The sequence below is a fragment of the Aminithiophilus ramosus genome (assembly GCF_018069705.1).
Lineage (GTDB): Bacteria > Synergistota > Synergistia > Synergistales > Aminithiophilaceae > Aminithiophilus > Aminithiophilus ramosus.
The window spans coordinates 2,876,361-2,891,852 of record NZ_CP072943.1 but is presented as its reverse complement, the minus strand read 5'-3'; the positions used below and the strand labels follow the sequence as shown (position 1 = coordinate 2,891,852).

Sequence of the window (15,492 nt, the reverse complement as noted above, 5' to 3'; positions counted from 1 at the left end):
GTGATCGCTCCCTCCCTCGTCGAAAGGATTTTCTCGGCCTCCACCATCGAACGGTGGAACGACCATCCCCGTCCCATCCAGTTCACCGAGATGGCCAAACAGGCCCACAAAATGATCATCGCCTACGTCATCGCCCGCACGGAAGAGGACCGGGGGCGTCCCGTCGACCGAGAGGCCCTGCTGGAGGGGGGGATCTTCGAGCTTCTCCACCGCATCGTCCTCACCGACATCAAGCCTCCCGTCTTTCACCGCATGATGGCCGAACAGGGCGAGAGGGTGAACCTCTGGGTCCTCGACCAGCTCGAAGGCGATCTGTCGGGGCTGGCCGGAAACTTCTTCGGCCGATTCCGGCGCTATCTCCTCGATCCCGACGGGTGGCGCAGGGAAAAGGCCCTTCTCAAGGGAGCCCACTACATGGCCACCCAGTGGGAGTTCGATCTCGTCTACGACCTGAGCCGTCCCCTATCGGGCATCGAGAAGACGCGGGAGGAGATCGAGTCGCAGATCAACGAGCACCGCGACCTGGCGGCCGTGGAGGAGATGCTTCTCCAGAGGGGCCTGGCCGGAAGGAACAGAGGCGTTTACGAATTCGTCGACCTCGTCGGCCAGCTCCGCTTCCAGAAACGCTGGGCCCAGACGCCCCGCATCCCCCAGACCTCCGTCCTCGAACACCTTCTCTTCGTCGCCATCCTCTTCCACCTTGTGGCCCTCGAAATCGACGCCTCGCCGCGAAGGCGAGTCGGAGGCTTTCTGGGCGGCCTTTTCCATGACCTGCCCGAGGTGCTGACGCGGGACATCATCTCACCGGTGAAGAACTCCATCGAAGGCCTCGACGAGCTCGTCAAAAAGTATGAGCGTCAGGCCATGGAGGAGCGGATCTACCCCCTTCTGCCCCTCCACTGGCAGGAGGAGCTGCGCTTTTTCACCGAAGACGAGTTCGAGAACAAGATCCGTTTCGCCTCGGGCGAAGAGCGGCGCGGGCTCTCCTTCGACGAGCTGGAGCATCTCTCCCGACGGGAGGGCTCGCTCCCCCTGGACGGGAAGATCCTCAAATCCTGCGACAAACTGGCGGCCTACATCGAGGCCTCCTTTTCCATCCGCACGGGCATCACCTCTCCCGCCCTCCGCCAGGGCATGGCCAACACGGACGAGGCGGGGACGCACCGCAACCTGACCGTGGGGAACTTCTCCTTCTCGACCCTTTTCGATGCCTTCCGGATAGGCGCAGGCTAGGGGGAGTAAAAGAGGCGAAAAAGAGAGGAAAAAGGAGATAGCCGACCAAAACCGGCGATAATTTCTCCCTGTCGCGACGAGGGGCGATTCCGGCTCTTTTTTGATGTTTGACTAAAGCTGATCTTTTGACTATCCTTGATCTAGTTCGAAATCACCCCGTCAAGGAGGTATGAGTCATGAGAAGTTTAGTCCGCTGGTCCAGGCCCAGTGCCCTTTCCGTCTTCCCCGAGGTCGACGATTTCTTCCGGAGCTTCGGCAATCTCTACTCCGCCGCCGGACGGGATCTCCCCATTGAAATCTACGAGGAGGGCGACGATCTTTTCGTCAAAGTCGACGCGCCCGGCCTCGCCCCCGAAGATGTGGAGATCCGTCTTTTCCCCGACCACCTCGTCCTGAAGGGGAAGAGCCAGTCCGAGGAGCCCCAGGGCGAGAAGGAGGGACGGACCTATCACTGCTGCCGCCGCCGCAGCGAGGTCAACTACAGCCTGAGCCTTCCCACCGAGGTCGATGCCGATCGCGCCGAGGCGAAGTTCGAGAACGGCGTCGTCTCCCTCCGCCTTCCCAAGAAGGCCAAGGAGGAGGGTCGTCTCCTTCAGCTCAAGGGCTGAGCCCTTCGGGGGACGTCGAGGCGTCTCCCTTCCTTCCTCTCCTTTGGCCGACCGTCGCCCCTTCGGGGGCGGCGGTTTTTCTTTTCCCTAGTGTCAACCTATTTATTTTATACTTGACACGAGGGGCCGGGGCGGTTATTTTGGAGCCCGCTCCTGCAGGGCGGGTTCCGAATCCCTTGAGGAAAGCGGGGTTTTTCCGTGGTCCTTTCCGATCGGCGCCACGCCGTGGCGGCGGCCCTTTTCGCCGCCCTGACGGCCGTGGGCGCTTTCATTCGCGTGCCCCTTCCCTTCGTTCCCTTCACGCTCCAGTTTTTTTTCTGTGCCCTGGCAGGTTTTCTTCTTCCTCCCAGGTGGGCCTTCCGCTCTCAGATCCTCTACGTGGCCCTGGGCCTGGCCGGCCTTCCCCTCTTTTCGGGAGGAGGCGGTCCGGCCTACGTGTTTCAGCCCACCTTCGGCTATCTCGTCGGTTTCTGTCTTTGCGCCCCTCTGACGAGCCTCCTCTCCCGACGGTGGGGGGCGCGTCTCTCCGGGGCCTTCGGCGCCGCTCTGGCCGGCCTGGCCGTCGTCTATCTCTGGGGCGTCTCCTGGCTCTGGGCCGTCTACCGCTTCTGGCTCGACGACCCCCGGGGCCTTCTGTGGGCCCTGACCTACGGCTTTCTGCTCTGCGTCGGCGGCGATCTGCTCCTCTGCGGCCTCGTCGCCGCCGTCTCGCGCCGTCTCGTCCCCCTTCTGCGGACCCGGGCCCTTTCCTCGTGATCACCTCCGTCGGCGACGCCCTCGACCGTCTCGAGGCGGGGCTCTCCCTCTCTCGGGAGGAGGCCCTTTTTCTCTATGAAAGCCCCTCGACGGAGGCTCTCCTGGCCGGGGCCGCCGAGGTGCGCCGCCGCTTCGGCCGCCGGGGCGTCTCCTTGTGCGCCATCCATTCCGTCAGGACGGCCCGCTGCAGCGAGGATTGCCTCTTCTGCGCCCAGTCGTCGCGGAGCGTGGCTTTCCTGGATCCGTCGTCCCTTTCCGACGAGGCCCTCGTCGATCGGGCCCGGGCCATCGAGGCCTCGGGCGTGAGGCGCTTTTCCCTCGTCGCCTCGGGAAGATCGCCCGGCGGGGATCTGGACCGATGGCTCGATCTCATCGCCCGCCTCGGGAAGGCGACGGGCCTTTCCCTCTGCGCCTCCTTCGGCCTCATCGACGTCGAGGAGGCCCGACGCCTCAAGGCGGCCGGTCTTTCTCGCTACCACTGCAATCTCGAGACGTCGGAGTCCTTTTTTCCCTCCCTCTGCGGCTCCCATTCCTTCCGGGAGAAGGTGAGGACGCTGCGCGCCGCCCGCCAGGGGGGGCTATCCCTCTGTTCGGGAGGGATCATCGGCCTCGGCGAGAGCGACGCCGATCGCCTCGATCTCGGCCTGGCACTCGCCGAGATCGGGCCCGAGTCGGTTCCCGTCAATCTTCTGCACCCCCTGGCCGGAACGCCTCTGGCCGGACGGTCCCGGCCGGAGGCCGACGCCGTTCTCCGCCTCTGCGCCCTCTGGCGCTTTCTGCTTCCCCGGAGCCGTCTGCGTCTCGCCGGAGGACGATCGGCCCTGGGCGACGCTCTGGCTGCGGCGCTGAAGGGGCCCGTCGACGGCCTTCTGACGGGCGACTATCTGACGACGACGGGAAGCGACGTGGCGAAGGACAGGGCCCTTCTGGTCTCTCTGGGGCTGGAGGCGGCACCGTGAAGTCCCTTTTCGTGGCGGGAACGGCGACGGATGTGGGCAAGACGGCCCTCTCGGCGGCCCTCGTCGTGGCCCTGCGCCGTCGAGGCGTCGACGCCGGGTGGTTCAAGCCCGTCGGGACGGGAAGAATCGCTCCCGACGTGGAGGTCGTCCGGGCCGCTACGGGCCTCGACGACGCCGTCGAGCTCATGTGCCCCTTTCTCTTCGGCCCTCCCCTCTCGCCCCATCTGGCGGCCCGTCTCGAAGGAAGGGCCTTCCTGTGGGACGGCGTCGAGAGGGCCTGGAGGGAGCTCCTGAGGCGCCACGACCTTCTCGTCGTCGAGGGAGCGGGAGGCCTGGCCGTTCCCCTCGACGAGGGGGGATCTCTCGTCGTCCACATCCCCCTCCGCCTCGGCCTTGAGGCGATCCTCGTCGGACGGGCCGGTCTGGGGACGATCAACGAGACCCTTCTTTCGGCCCAGTTCGCCGCCGCGCAGGGACTGACCCTGAAGGCCGTCGTCCTCAACGGCGGCAGGGGGGAACTCTGCGAGGCCGACAACGTCCTCCAGATCGGCCGACTCACGGCCCTTGAGACCTTGGGCCCCGTTCCCCACGTCGAAGAGGGGACGACGTCGGGAGCCTTCTTCGACGCCGTCGAGGCCGTCCTTTTTCCGTCCAGGCTCCGCGAGTGGTTCGGCCTGGGACGCCGTCCGTCCGAAAGGAGTTTTCAGCCGTGAGCGTCCACGACCTTCAGCGCCGCGATCGGGCCCGCATCTGGCACCCCTGTTCTCAGATGAAAGACTACGAGGCCCATCCGCCCTTCATCGTCGACTGCGGCCGGGGCGTCTGGCTCTACGACGTCGAGGGGAGGCGCTGTCTCGACGCCGTCTCCTCCTGGTGGGTCAACCTCTTCGGCCACGGCAACGAGGACCTCAACGAGGCCCTCCGCCGTCAGGCGGAGAAGGTGGCTCACTGCATCTTCAGCGACTTCAGCCACGAAGGGGCCATCGAACTGGCCGAACGCCTCGTCGCCCTGGCCCCGCCGGGGCTGAGCCGGGTCTTTTTCGCCGATAACGGATCGGCCGCCGTCGAGGTGGCCCTCAAGATGAGCTTTCAGTACCATCGCCTTCGCGGCGACGGGCGCCGTCTCTTTCTCTCCTTCTCCGACGGCTACCACGGCGAGACCCTCGGCGCCCTGGCCGTGGGGGGGATCGGCCTCTACGGCGAGGTCTTCCGCCCCCTTCTGATGGAGACGGTCAAGGTCCCGTCGCCGGACTGCTTCCGCTGTCCCTTCGGCAGGGAGCGACAGGGCTGCGACGCCCCCTGCTTTTCGGCCATGGAGGCCTGTCTCGCCGAAAGGGGCCGGGAGATCTGCGCCGTCATCGTCGAGCCTCTTCTTCAGGGGGCGGCGGGGATGAAGATGTATCCGCCGACCTATCTCTCCCGTCTCCGGAGGGCCTGCGACGAGGCCAGAGTCCATCTCATCGCCGACGAGATCGCCGTCGGCATGGGCCGATCGGGCACCCTTTTCGCCTGCGAGCAGGCCTCGGTCTCGCCCGATTTCCTCCTCGTCTCCAAGGGGATCACCGGGGGCTATCTCCCCCTCTCCCTGACGGTGACGACGGAGGACGTCTATGGCGCCTTCTACGGCGACTACGGCGAGGGGAAGGCCTTTCTCCACAGCCACAGCTACACGGGCAATGCCCTGGCCTGTGCCCTGGCCTGCAGGACCCTCGATCTCTTCGGCGAGGGGGTTCTGGAGGCCAACGCCGTCAGGGGAGCCTTCCTCGAAGAGGCTGTCCGGAGCCGTTTCGAGGGACACCGTCATGTGGGGGAGGTCCGCCGTCTCGGCATGGTGACGGCCGTCGAGCTCGTCGAAGGGCCGGAAAAGAGGCCCTTCGACAGGTCGCGCCGCATGGGCCATGCCGTCTACCGCAGGGCCCTTGAAAGGGGCGTTCTGCTCCGTCCTCTCGGCGACGTCCTCTACTTCATGCCGCCCTATGTCATTTCCGAAGAGGAGATTCTTTTCATGGTCGACGGCGCCCGAGGAGCCCTGGGAGACGTCCTGGCCTGAGGGAATCTTGAGGGGCCGAAAGGAGCGGTGTAGACTGGTCCGGAAGGGAAGGGAAGGTGAGGTGTTGGGTCTCCTCCCGAAACGACGCCCTGTCCGATGACGTCACGTCGTCTCTTCCCGTCTTGCCCGGAGAGGGCGACTGTGCTTTAGTGGGAGCGCCATCATTTCCGCAGGGAGGCCTGTCTCACAAGATGAAAAAAGCCGTGCTGATGCTGGCGGCCGTCGCCGCCCTTCTCGTCGGGCTCCTGATTCACCAGCGTCTTCGGGAGGGGCCGCCGGACCCCGCCCTCTTCATGACCCGGGCCCTCTCGGGCGATCTGGAGGTCTCTTTGCGCTCTCCCGACGGAGCGGCCCTCGGCGCCTGGGCCTCTCCCGCGCTGGAGGCCCTCGCCGGAGGACTCGAGGGAGACGATCCTCTTCCGGGCCTTCTGGTCCTCAAGTTCGGCGACGTCCTGTCCCACCTGGGGCCCTTCGCCGTCCGCCTCGCCCTCTCCGGCGACGGGACGGCCCGTCTCGAGGGGGCCTATGCCGTGACCTCCCGCGAGCCCGAACCTCTCGTCAGGGGCCTGCTCCTTCAGGCGGCGGCGGCCCACTCCGGCCTGGCCCTGGAGCCCTTTGCGCTCGATCTGCCCCACGTCAGCCCCCTGGGCGTCCTGAAGGACGAGAAACGTCTTCTGGCCACCTACTTCGCCCTCTGGGAGGATCGCGGCAGGGCCCTCCTCCTGGCGGCCTCCACCCCCGAGGTCCTGGCGGCCATGGTCGAGGCCGCCGGCGATGAGGCGTGTCGCCATCCTGTCGACGCGCCCCCGGCGGGGCTCGTCGACATCGCCCTCTCCCTGTCTTCGGCCCTCGTCGAGGCCGAGCCGCTCTTCGCCTCGCGGTCTCTGCCCGAGGGGAGCCGCCTTCTCCTTTCGGTCGCCTTCGATCGACAGGGAGGCGACGGCCTCGTCCGGCTGAAGACCAACGCCTGGGATCTGCTGGCCACGGAGGCCGAGAGAGGGGGCTCGCTCCCTCTCGGGGAGATATCGCCCCTCGTCGGCGGCGGCTCTCCCCTGGTCGTCGCGGCCGGCCGCCTGCGGAACGTCGATTTCGGAGGCGTCGCGGACCTCCTTTCCCGTGCCGGGGAGGAGGCCGGGGCGGACGAAATCGCCTCCTTCCTCGACGGACTCTTCCACCTGACTCGCGAGGAGAGGGAATCCCTTTTCGCCGGGCCCGTCGTCGCCGTCGTCGGCGGAAGGGCCCACTCGCCTCTGGGCGAGACTCCGGGGCTCTACCTCCTCCTGCATCCCTCCCGGCCCGATCTGGCCGAGACGCTTCTCGAAAGAGTCCTCTCCCTCCCCCAGCCCATCCCCTTCGGTGACGTGACGGCCGAAGGCTGGTCGCGGGCTGCGACGCTCCAGGCCTTTGCCGACGTCACCGTCGCCGCCGACCCGAAACGACTCCTCCTGGGGATTCTCGATCCGGCCGGCCTGCCCCTTCCGGTCGAGGAGACGGGCCCCTTCCGGGAGCCTCTCGATCCCGACGGCTACGGCGGCTTCTACCTCTCCACGGCCCGGCTGGACGAGGCCCTGACCCCTCTGCTCCTTCGCCTGGCCCCCCTCGACGACCGACTCGCCCGGGCGGCCCAACTGCTGGAAGCCATAGCCGAAAGGATCGAAGCCCTCTCCCTCCGCTTCCTCTCTCCCGGCGAGGCCCTTCTGCGCGTCCTTTCCCGAAGCGGCGGGGCCTGACCTTCGGGCCCCGTCTTCCGATCCGTCTTTCTGCTGAGGAGGAATTGTTGTGGATCTGCACGACAGCGTCTTCGACCGCGTCATCGAGCGGCGCGGCACGGGTTCGATGAAATGGGATCTGGCCGAGGCCGATCTCCTGCCCCTCTGGGTGGCCGACATGGATTTCGAGGCTCCCGCGGCCGTGAGGGAGGCCCTCGTCGAGAGGGCCCGTCACGGGATCTTCGGTTACGGCGCCCCGGCGCCCCGCTGCGACGAGGCCCTGGCCGACTGGCTGGGCCGCCGCCAGGGGTGGCGACCCGATCCGGAATGGCTTTCCTTCTGTCCCGGCGTCGTTCCCGCCGTGAGCCTCCTCATCGGCCTCTTCACCCTTCCCGGCGAGGGCGTCATCCTTCAGACGCCCGTCTACTACCCCTTCTACGACTGCGTGAAGCGCAACGGCCGCCACATCGTCGAGAATCCCCTCGTCTTCGACGGAGAGCGCTACGTCATGGACTTCGACGACCTCGAGCGCAAGGCCGCCGATCCGCAGACGACGGCCCTCGTCCTCTGCAGTCCCCACAATCCGGTGGGCCGCGTCTGGACCGAGGAGGAGCTGCGCCGCCTGGGGGAGATCGCCTTCCGTCACGGCCTTTTCATCATCGCCGACGAGATCCACGGCGACCTCGTCTACGCGCCGAACCGTCAGATCCCCTTCGCCTCCCTGGGAGAGGCCTTTGCCGCCTCGTCGGCCCTCTGCGTCGCCCCCAGCAAGACCTTCAACCTGGCCGGTCTCCAGTACTCGACGGTCATCCTCGCCGACGAGAGCCGGAGAGAGCGCTTCCGCGACCACATGTTCGCCCTGGGGCTCAAGAGGCCCAACGTCTTCGCCCAAGTCGCCGCCGAGGCGGCCTACCTCCACGGCGAGGCCTGGCTCGAAGATCTCCTCCGCTACATCGAGGGGAACATCGCCTTTCTGCGCTCCTTCCTGGCCGAACGTCTCCCCGAGCTCCGCCTCATCGAACCCGAGGGGACCTACCTGGCCTGGGTCGACTGCCGGGAGCTGGGGCTGTCGGCCTCGGAACTGGAGGCCCTCATGCTTCACGATGCCCGGGTCTGGCTGGACGAGGGGCACATCTTCGGCCCCGCCGGAGCGGGTTTCGAGCGTCTCGTCCTCGCCTGTCCCCGGTCGACGCTGGAAGAGGCGCTGAGGCGGATCGAAAGGGCCGTCAGGGCGCTTCCCCGCTGACGCGGAACGGTTTCCTCTCCTCCTTACCGGAGGTCTTCGAGGCCCTTTCAGAGCCCGGAGGGGCGGAAAGGGTGAAAGAATCGCGGAAAAAGAGCCGGCCTCGAGGCGGCTCTTTTTCCGTTCCGACTCTCTCCCGGGGGGCGGAGACGGGAGGAACTTCCGGCGGAGGGACTCCTTTCTCTTCCGGGAGTCTGTCGGTCCCAAGGGGCTTTCCCGTCATCGGCATGGCAGGCACGAGTCGGCTCCGCCGGGAAGGTCTCCCTTTGGCCGGGAGCCGACGACAGAGGGCTTCCGAGGGGTATTCCCGTCGCCTCCCGAGGCGTTTGCTGTCGGTCCTCTTTCCTGTCATCGGATCGGACCGTTGTCTGAAAGGCGCTCAAGATTGACAGATCAGAATCCAGAGTGTATTTTGTCAGTATTCAAGCCGAGGAGGCCTTCCGTTTCGATGCAGAAAAAAGACCCCCGCCTTTCCGTCAAGGCCTACGAATGGATCAAAGAGGCCATTTTGAAAAACCGCTTCCACGAGGGGGAGCCTCTCAGCGAAAACCGCCTGGCCCAGGAGCTCGACATCAGCCGGACGCCCGTCCGGGAGGTCCTGCGTCAGCTCGAACGGGAGGGCTTCGTCCGCCTCGTCCCGGGGAAGGGGGCCTTCGTCGCCGAAATCTCCCTGGAGGACGTGAAGGAGATCTACGAGATCCGCGTCCACCTGGAGCCTCTGGCGGCCCGTTCGGCCGTTCACCGGATCACCGAAGGGGAGATCGACGAACTTCAGGCGGGCTGGAAGGCCCTGCTGGAAAAGATCGAGGCGGGAGAGACGGCGCCCTGGGGAGAGCTGAACGATCTCGACGGCAGGTTTCATTCCCTCATCGTCGCCAGGACGGCCAACGGCAGACTGCGCCAGATCCTGGAGACCTTTTTCAGTCAGATCCAGCGCTTTCAGCTTCTCTCGGCCCGTTCCCTGGCCGACGCCCGCAACAGCGTCGGCCAGCACCTGGAGATTCTGGAGGCCCTCCGCAACCGCGACGAGGAGGTCCTCCACGAGCTTCTGACGCGGCACATCCGCCAGAGCGAACGCTACATCTTCGAACGGTACCTCAAGCCCTAAATTTTTTTGCGCTCCGTCGGTATACCGGCAGTATTTCAAAAGTATCCCCTGTGCGGCGACGCCAGGACGATGGGAGGACGCATCGCGATGAGCAAACCCTTGATCTGGATCATCGACGAAGAGTGGCCCGATTACGACGTCGAAAAGGCCCTTCTCGAAAAGGCCTTTCCCGGCTGCGACCTTCGCTTCTCGGGCAACGACTACGGGGCCGATCTCGACGCCTTCGGCTCCGAGGCCGAGGGGATTCTCTGTCAGGTGTACGTCGACATGCCCCGGGAGACGATCGAGCGCCTCGACCGCTGCCGGATCCTCTCCGTCTTCGGCGGCGGCTACGACCGCGTCGATTACCGGGCGGCCCGCGAGAGGGGGATCGAGGTCACCTTCGTCCCCGGCTACTGCGTCGAGGACGTTTCGGACCACGTGATCGCCTCCATCTACCACGCCAACAAAAAGATCACCGCCTACGGTCCGGCCCTGGAGGCGGGACTCTGGGGGGCTCCGGCCGTGAAGGATCCCGTGAGGCGCATCGCCGGGTCGACCCTCTTCGTCGTCGGTCTGGGGCGCATCGGCGGCACCGTGGCCCGCAAGGCCAAGGCCCTGGGCATGGACGTTCTGGCCTTCGATCCTTACGTGGAGCCCTCCCGTTTCGAGTCGCTCGGCGTTCTTCCCGTCGCCTGGGAGGAGGGGTTCCGCCAGGCCGATTTTCTCAGCGTCAACGCCAAGCTGACGGCCGAGACGGAGGGGATGATCGACGGCGCCGCCCTCGCCCTGATGAAGCCGACGGCCTACGTCATCAACACGGCCCGGGGCGCCATCGTCGACGAGGAGGCCCTCGTCGACGCCGTGAACGGAGGCCGTCTGGCCGGGGCCTCTCTGGACGTCGTCCGCCGCGAGCCGCCCTGCCTTTCCGATCCCGTCTTCCACTGTCCCCCGATCCTGGTGACGCCCCACATCTCCTACCTTTCCGAACAGTCCTTCGGCGAGTTGAGGCGGCGGGCGACGGAGAACGTCATCGACGTCCTTCAGGGACGGCCCGTCCGGGATCGCGTCGATTCGAAGTGACGGCTTTTTCGTCCCTTTTTCCGGACACGTCTATCTTCAAGGAGGCCTCTGCGATGATTCTCAGCGACGATGAAAAACGAATGCTCGACGGTTCCTGCGGGCCGGGCGTCCAGAAGGCGATGGAGCTCCAGGTCGCCCTGGGCAAGGCCTTCGACGCCGAGCGCATGATCGACGTCTCCCGGGCCCACGTCGCCCTCAGCGGTCAGGAGGGGGACACCTACTGGTGCGAGCTCCTCGTGAACGGCGGCGCCGTCTGCAGGGTGACGCCGACGACGAACCCCTGCTGGGACGTCCGAAACCTGACGAACCATTACGGCGTGAGCCAGGCCGAGCTCGATCTGGCTTTGAGGACGATCGACGTCTACCGCCGGATCGGGGCCAGGCTCACCTTCTGCTGCACGCCCGAGCTGGCCGGAAACGTTCCCTCCTTCGGCGAGCACGTGGCCTTCTCCGAGTCGAGCGCCACGCCCTACGTCAACTCCGTCCTGGGGGCCCGGTCGAGCCGGGAGTCCTCGGTGAGCGCCCTGGCTGCGGCCGTGACGGGCAAGACGCCCCTCTACGGCCTCCACTTCGAGGAGAACCGCCGGGGTACCCTGCTCGTCGACGTCGATTTCTGGCCCGAGGAGCCCTACGACTGGGGCCTTCTGGGCTGGTGCATCGGCGAGTTCGCCGGGAGCGCCGTCCCCGTCCTGCGCTTCCGCCACATGCCGCGCCGTCCCTCGCCGGAGGCCCTCCTCTACCTCGGGGCGGAACTGAACACCAGCGGCGCCGTCGCCATGTACCACATCGTCGGCGTCACGCCCGAGGCGCCGACGCTCGAGGCCGCCTTCGGCGGAAATCCCGTCCCCGCCTCGTCGCGTCCGATCGTTATGGCCGACCTGAAGGCCAAGGAGGAGGAGCTCTCCGAAGAGGGGGGGCCGATCAACCTCGTCATGCTCGGCTGTCCCCACTACAGCCACGACCAGATCCGCGAGCTGGAGGTCCTCATGCGGGGCAGGAAGGTCCGCGACGGCGTGGCCTTCTGGGTCCTCACCTCCTTCGACGCCCTCGAACTGGCCGAGCGCTCCGGCGAGCGCCGTCGCCTCGAGGAGGCCGGAGTCCGTCTGGTCCCCGATACCTGCATCGACGAGCCCTGCTGGAAGAGTTTCGAGGGGGGGCTGGGCGTCACCGATTCGCCCAAGTGCATGTACTACCGGGAGCGCCGGGGCCAGCCCTTCGTCGTCCGCCGTCTTGCGGAGTGCGTCGAGGCGGCCGTGAAGGGAGAGGTTCAGTGATGGAATCGGTGGAGAGGCGTTTCAGGTGTCGCCGCATCGTCGCCGGCGGCGGCGAGGGTGAGGCCATCGTCTCGCCCGAGGCGATGTGCTTCTACCTCTGCGATCCCGAGACGGGGACGGTCATCGAGAAGGGCCACCCCCTCCAGGGGAGGAGCATCGCCGGCAAGATCCTGGTGCTCAAGTCGGGCAAGGGCAGCTCCGTCGTCCAGGTCGACGGCTTCTACCAGCTTTCGGTGAAGGGCACTCTGCCCAAGGCCATCATCGTCGCCGACACGGAGCCCGTCCTGGTCTCGTCCTCTGTCGTCGTCGACGAGCCCATGGTGGACCGCATGGAGGTCGATCCTTTCGAGGCCATCGCCGACGGCGACTGGGTCCGCGTCGACGCCGACAGGGAGGAGATCGTCGTCCGCAAGTCCTCCTGAAAAAGAACCGCCGGGCCCCGCAGGGGTGAACGGAGGAGGTGGTCCGTCTCTTTTGAGGTCGTGAGTCCGTCCGCCGCGTCGTCTCGCCGAAGAGGTCCCTCGCGGGACCTGACCGAGAGAAAACAGGGAGGGAATGTTATGCGCAGCAAGAGACTTCTCGTCAGCCTGCTTCTCGTGACCGCCTTCATCGCCGTCGCCGCCATGCCCGCCGCCGCCGGGGCCAAGTACATCCTCAAGGTCGGCTACATCCTGCCCGAGACCCAGTCCGACCACATCATCATGCGCGACGTCTTCAAGAAGGACGTCGAGGAACTCTCGAAGGGACAGATCGCCGTCGAGCTCTACCCCAACGCCCAGCTCGGCGGCGACCGGGAGCTGATCGAATCGGTCCAGCTCGGCACTCTGGAGATGGCCATCCCCGCCACGTCGGCCATCGCCGGTTTCGAGAAGCGCTTCCAGGTCTTCGACCTGCCCTTCCTCTTCAAGTCCAAGGAGAAGGCCTTCCAGGTTCTCGACGGCGAGCTGGGGCTCAAGCTGAACGAGCTCCTGCCCCCCAAGGGGATGGTCAACCTGGGCTACGCCGAGAACGGCTTCCGCCACATCACCAACAGCCGCAGACCCATCCACAGCCCCGAAGACCTTAAGGGTCTCAAGCTGCGGACCATGGAGAACCCCCTCCACATGGCCTTCTTCAGCCTTCTCGGGGCGAACCCGACGCCCATGAACTTCGGCGAGCTCTACACGGCCCTTCAGCAGGGGATCGTCGACGCCCAGGAGAACCCCGTCGTCCTCGTCTACACCTCCAAGTTCTTCGAGGTCCAGAAGTTCTACTCCCTGACGGGACATGTCTTCAGCGCCACCATGCTGGTGACCAACAAGGCCTTCCTCGACGGCCTTCCCGACGATCTGAGGAAGATCGTCGAAGACGCCGCCCGGCACTACTGCCTCGAACAGAGGAAGATGGCCGACGTTCAGGAGAAGGAGTTCCTCGAGGCCCTCAAAGCGACGGGCATGGAGATCAACGAGCTGACCGACGGAGAGAAATCCCTCTTCGTCGAGGCCACCCTGCCCGTCTATGACCGGTTCCGCGGCGAAATCGGCGACGAGCTCGTCGACATGGCCAAGAAGGTGGCCAGCGAGTAGCTCCTCTCTCGTTTTGTGCCGGAGCGGGGCCACAAGCCCGCTCCGGCACCTCCTGCCGGGAAAAGAGGTTCTGCCGATGTGGAAAAAAATCAATGACGCCGAAGAGTATCTTCTCGTGGGGAGCATGGCCTTCAACGTCCTCCTCGTCTTCTTCCAGGTGGTGATGCGCTACGTCTTCCACAACTCCCTCTCCTGGAGCGAAGAGCTGGCCCGCTACATCTTCCTCTGGCAGACCTGGCTCGGGGCGAGCTACGCCGTGAGGCAGCGCCGCCACCTCCGGGTCGAGATGGTGGCCGACCGGTTCCGGGGCAGGAACCGGGTCCGTTTCGAGCTGTTCGTCCTCGTCGTCTGGTTCGCCTTCAGCCTCTTCCTCGCCTACCAGGGCAGCCGGATGACCCTCTTCCTCGTCAGGACGGGGCAGCTCAGCGCGGCCATGAGGATCCCCATCTCCTGGGCCTATGCCTCCGTGCCCGTCGGCTGCGCCATGATGGCCTTGAGGCTCGTCGGCGAGGTCCGGCTCGTCCTCAGGCGTCTCGAAGAGGAGGCGGTTTAGCCGTGGAAGCCCTCATCCTGTTCGGCCTTCTCATCATCCTCATCGCCCTGTCGATTCCCATCGGCATCACCCTGGGGATCGCCACGGCCATCTCCCTGGCCCTGACGACGCGGATCCCCCTCGTCATCGTGGCCCAGAAGTCCTTTTCGGCCCTCGACTCCTTCCCCCTCCTGGCCATTCCCTTCTTCATCCTTGCCGGGGCGCTCATGAGCTACGGCGGCATCTCCAAGAGGCTCGTGGCCCTGGCCGACGCCCTCGTCGGCTTCATCGTCGGCGGCCTGGCCATGGTGACCGTCCTGGCCTGCATGTTCTTCGCGGCCATCTCCGGATCGGGGCCGGCGACGGTCTCGGCCATCGGCTCCTTCATGATTCCCGCCATGAGGGAGCGCGGCTATCACGGCTCCTTCGCGGCGGCCGTCACGGCCGCGTCGGGGACGATCGGCGTCATCATCCCGCCGTCGATTCCCTTCGTCATCTACGCCGTCGTCTCGGGAACCTCCGTCGGCGAGCTTTTCATAGCCGGCATCGTCCCCGGTATCCTCATCGGCCTTTCTCTGATGGCGGTCTGCTTCCTCGTCGCCAGGAAACGGCACTACCTGAGCTCCGCCGAAAGGCCGTCGCTGGCCAAGGTGGTCCGGGCCTTCCGGGAGGCCATCTGGGCCCTCATCGTCCCCTTCATCATCCTCGGGGGCATCTACGGCGGCGTCTTCACGCCCACAGAGGCGGCCGTCGTGGCCGTCGTCTACTCGGTCCTCATCGGCCGCTTCGTCTACCGCGAGCTCGACTTCCGCACCCTCTACGAGGCCCTGAAGGATTCGGTCCTCGTCAACGGGGCCACCTCGTTCATGATCGGCCTGTCCATGGCCTTCGCCGCCTACCTCTCCATGGCCCAGATCCCCGCCAAGATGGGGGCCTGGCTCATGGGGATCTCTTCCAGTCCGGTGGTGACGCTCCTCATCATCAACGCCTTTCTCCTCATCATCGGCTGCTTCGTCGACAACATTGCCGCCGTCATCATCCTCACGCCGATCCTTCTGCCCGTCGTGACCCAGCTCGGCATCGATCCCGTCCAGTTCGGCCTCATCATCACCGTCAACCTGGCCGTGGGCTTCATCACGCCGCCCTACGGGATCAACCTCTTCGTGGCCTCGGCCATCTCCGACGAGTCGATCGAGGGGATCTCGCGGGACATCGTTCCCTTCGTCCTGGCCATGGTGGCCTGCCTTCTCCTTCTGACCTTCGTGCCGGCCACGAGTATGGGGCTCGTCGAGCTTTTCCGCAGGGGTTGAGGAAAGGCCGAGGCCTCCGGCTGCGGCGCTCGGCTTCCCGATCCGCCGGCTTGCGGCGCCGGAGTGTCTCCGGCGCCGCGACG

General features: G+C 66.0%; 15 protein-coding genes. All 15 read left to right on the top strand.

The features are described 5' to 3' along the window. The 15 genes from KAR29_RS13005 to KAR29_RS12935 all read left to right on the top strand — a co-directional run bounded on the left by KAR29_RS13005 (position 1) and on the right by KAR29_RS12935 (position 15,409). Complete coding sequence (locus tag KAR29_RS13005; protein ID WP_274373419.1) at positions 1 to 1,233, top strand: HD domain-containing protein; 1,233 nt, start codon at positions 1 to 3, stop codon at positions 1,231 to 1,233. Between the two features lie 176 nt (positions 1,234 to 1,409). Then, positions 1,410 to 1,841 carry an Hsp20/alpha crystallin family protein gene (locus tag KAR29_RS13000; protein WP_274373418.1) on the top strand — a complete coding sequence of 144 codons (432 nt, stop codon included), beginning with the start codon at positions 1,410 to 1,412 and terminating at the stop codon, positions 1,839 to 1,841. Between the two features lie 198 nt (positions 1,842 to 2,039). Further along, entirely contained in the window at positions 2,040 to 2,597 is a 558-nt protein-coding gene (locus KAR29_RS12995) for a biotin transporter BioY (protein ID WP_274373417.1), read from the top strand. Next, positions 2,594 to 3,556 (top strand): biotin synthase BioB, encoded by a 963-nt coding sequence (gene bioB, locus KAR29_RS12990; RefSeq protein ID WP_274373416.1) that lies wholly within the window; start codon positions 2,594 to 2,596, stop codon positions 3,554 to 3,556. The genes KAR29_RS12995 and bioB overlap by 4 nt, the downstream gene beginning before the upstream one ends. Further along, the gene (gene bioD / locus KAR29_RS12985; protein WP_274373415.1) at positions 3,553 to 4,269 is read left to right on the top strand and encodes a dethiobiotin synthase; all 717 of its coding nucleotides are present in this window, start codon (positions 3,553 to 3,555) and stop codon (positions 4,267 to 4,269) included. The genes bioB and bioD overlap by 4 nt, the downstream gene beginning before the upstream one ends. Continuing rightward, positions 4,266 to 5,606, top strand: coding sequence for an adenosylmethionine--8-amino-7-oxononanoate transaminase (gene bioA / locus KAR29_RS12980; protein WP_274373414.1), 1,341 nt, complete (start codon positions 4,266 to 4,268; stop codon positions 5,604 to 5,606). Before bioD ends, bioA begins: the two co-directional genes overlap by 4 nt. A 191-nt stretch (positions 5,607 to 5,797) precedes the next feature. Then, positions 5,798 to 7,336 carry a hypothetical protein gene (locus KAR29_RS12975; RefSeq protein WP_274373413.1) on the top strand — a complete coding sequence of 513 codons (1,539 nt, stop codon included), beginning with the start codon at positions 5,798 to 5,800 and terminating at the stop codon, positions 7,334 to 7,336. 49 nt (positions 7,337 to 7,385) lie between these two features. Continuing rightward, positions 7,386 to 8,561 (top strand): MalY/PatB family protein, encoded by a 1,176-nt coding sequence (locus tag KAR29_RS12970; protein WP_274373412.1) that lies wholly within the window; start codon positions 7,386 to 7,388, stop codon positions 8,559 to 8,561. A gap of 445 nt (positions 8,562 to 9,006) precedes the next feature. Further along, positions 9,007 to 9,666: a GntR family transcriptional regulator gene (locus tag KAR29_RS12965; RefSeq protein ID WP_274373411.1), complete on the top strand. Its 660-nt coding sequence runs from the start codon at positions 9,007 to 9,009 to the stop codon at positions 9,664 to 9,666. Positions 9,667 to 9,753: 87 nt separating this feature from the next. Beyond that, positions 9,754 to 10,728: a C-terminal binding protein gene (locus KAR29_RS12960; RefSeq protein ID WP_274373410.1), complete on the top strand. Its 975-nt coding sequence runs from the start codon at positions 9,754 to 9,756 to the stop codon at positions 10,726 to 10,728. A 53-nt stretch (positions 10,729 to 10,781) separates the two neighbouring features. Continuing rightward, positions 10,782 to 12,002, top strand: coding sequence for an aconitase X catalytic domain-containing protein (locus KAR29_RS12955; protein WP_274373409.1), 1,221 nt, complete (start codon positions 10,782 to 10,784; stop codon positions 12,000 to 12,002). Beyond that, positions 12,002 to 12,424: an aconitase X swivel domain-containing protein gene (locus KAR29_RS12950; protein WP_274373408.1), complete on the top strand. Its 423-nt coding sequence runs from the start codon at positions 12,002 to 12,004 to the stop codon at positions 12,422 to 12,424. Before KAR29_RS12955 ends, KAR29_RS12950 begins: the two co-directional genes overlap by 1 nt. A gap of 138 nt (positions 12,425 to 12,562) precedes the next feature. Continuing rightward, on the top strand, positions 12,563 to 13,567 hold the full coding sequence (locus KAR29_RS12945) for a TRAP transporter substrate-binding protein (protein ID WP_274373407.1): 1,005 nt from the start codon (positions 12,563 to 12,565) through the stop codon (positions 13,565 to 13,567). Between the two features lie 76 nt (positions 13,568 to 13,643). After that, positions 13,644 to 14,120: a TRAP transporter small permease gene (locus KAR29_RS12940; RefSeq protein ID WP_274373406.1), complete on the top strand. Its 477-nt coding sequence runs from the start codon at positions 13,644 to 13,646 to the stop codon at positions 14,118 to 14,120. Positions 14,121 to 14,122: 2 nt separating this feature from the next. Next, positions 14,123 to 15,409 carry a TRAP transporter large permease gene (locus KAR29_RS12935; protein ID WP_274373405.1) on the top strand — a complete coding sequence of 429 codons (1,287 nt, stop codon included), beginning with the start codon at positions 14,123 to 14,125 and terminating at the stop codon, positions 15,407 to 15,409. The last annotated feature ends 83 nt before the right edge of the window (positions 15,410 to 15,492 follow it).

Excerpts from the sequence above, each read along its gene's own strand:
- KAR29_RS13000 (WP_274373418.1), top strand. The coding sequence starts at position 1,410 with ATGAGAAGTTTAGTCCGCTGGTCCAGGCCCAGTGCCCTTTCCGTCTTC.
- KAR29_RS12975 (WP_274373413.1), top strand. The coding sequence starts at position 5,798 with ATGAAAAAAGCCGTGCTGATGCTGGCGGCCGTCGCCGCCCTTCTCGTC.
- KAR29_RS12965 (WP_274373411.1), top strand. The coding sequence starts at position 9,007 with ATGCAGAAAAAAGACCCCCGCCTTTCCGTCAAGGCCTACGAATGGATC.
- KAR29_RS12960 (WP_274373410.1), top strand. The coding sequence starts at position 9,754 with ATGAGCAAACCCTTGATCTGGATCATCGACGAAGAGTGGCCCGATTAC.
- KAR29_RS12955 (WP_274373409.1), top strand. The coding sequence starts at position 10,782 with ATGATTCTCAGCGACGATGAAAAACGAATGCTCGACGGTTCCTGCGGG.
- KAR29_RS12950 (WP_274373408.1), top strand. The coding sequence starts at position 12,002 with ATGGAATCGGTGGAGAGGCGTTTCAGGTGTCGCCGCATCGTCGCCGGC.
- KAR29_RS12945 (WP_274373407.1), top strand. The coding sequence starts at position 12,563 with ATGCGCAGCAAGAGACTTCTCGTCAGCCTGCTTCTCGTGACCGCCTTC.
- KAR29_RS12940 (WP_274373406.1), top strand. The coding sequence starts at position 13,644 with ATGTGGAAAAAAATCAATGACGCCGAAGAGTATCTTCTCGTGGGGAGC.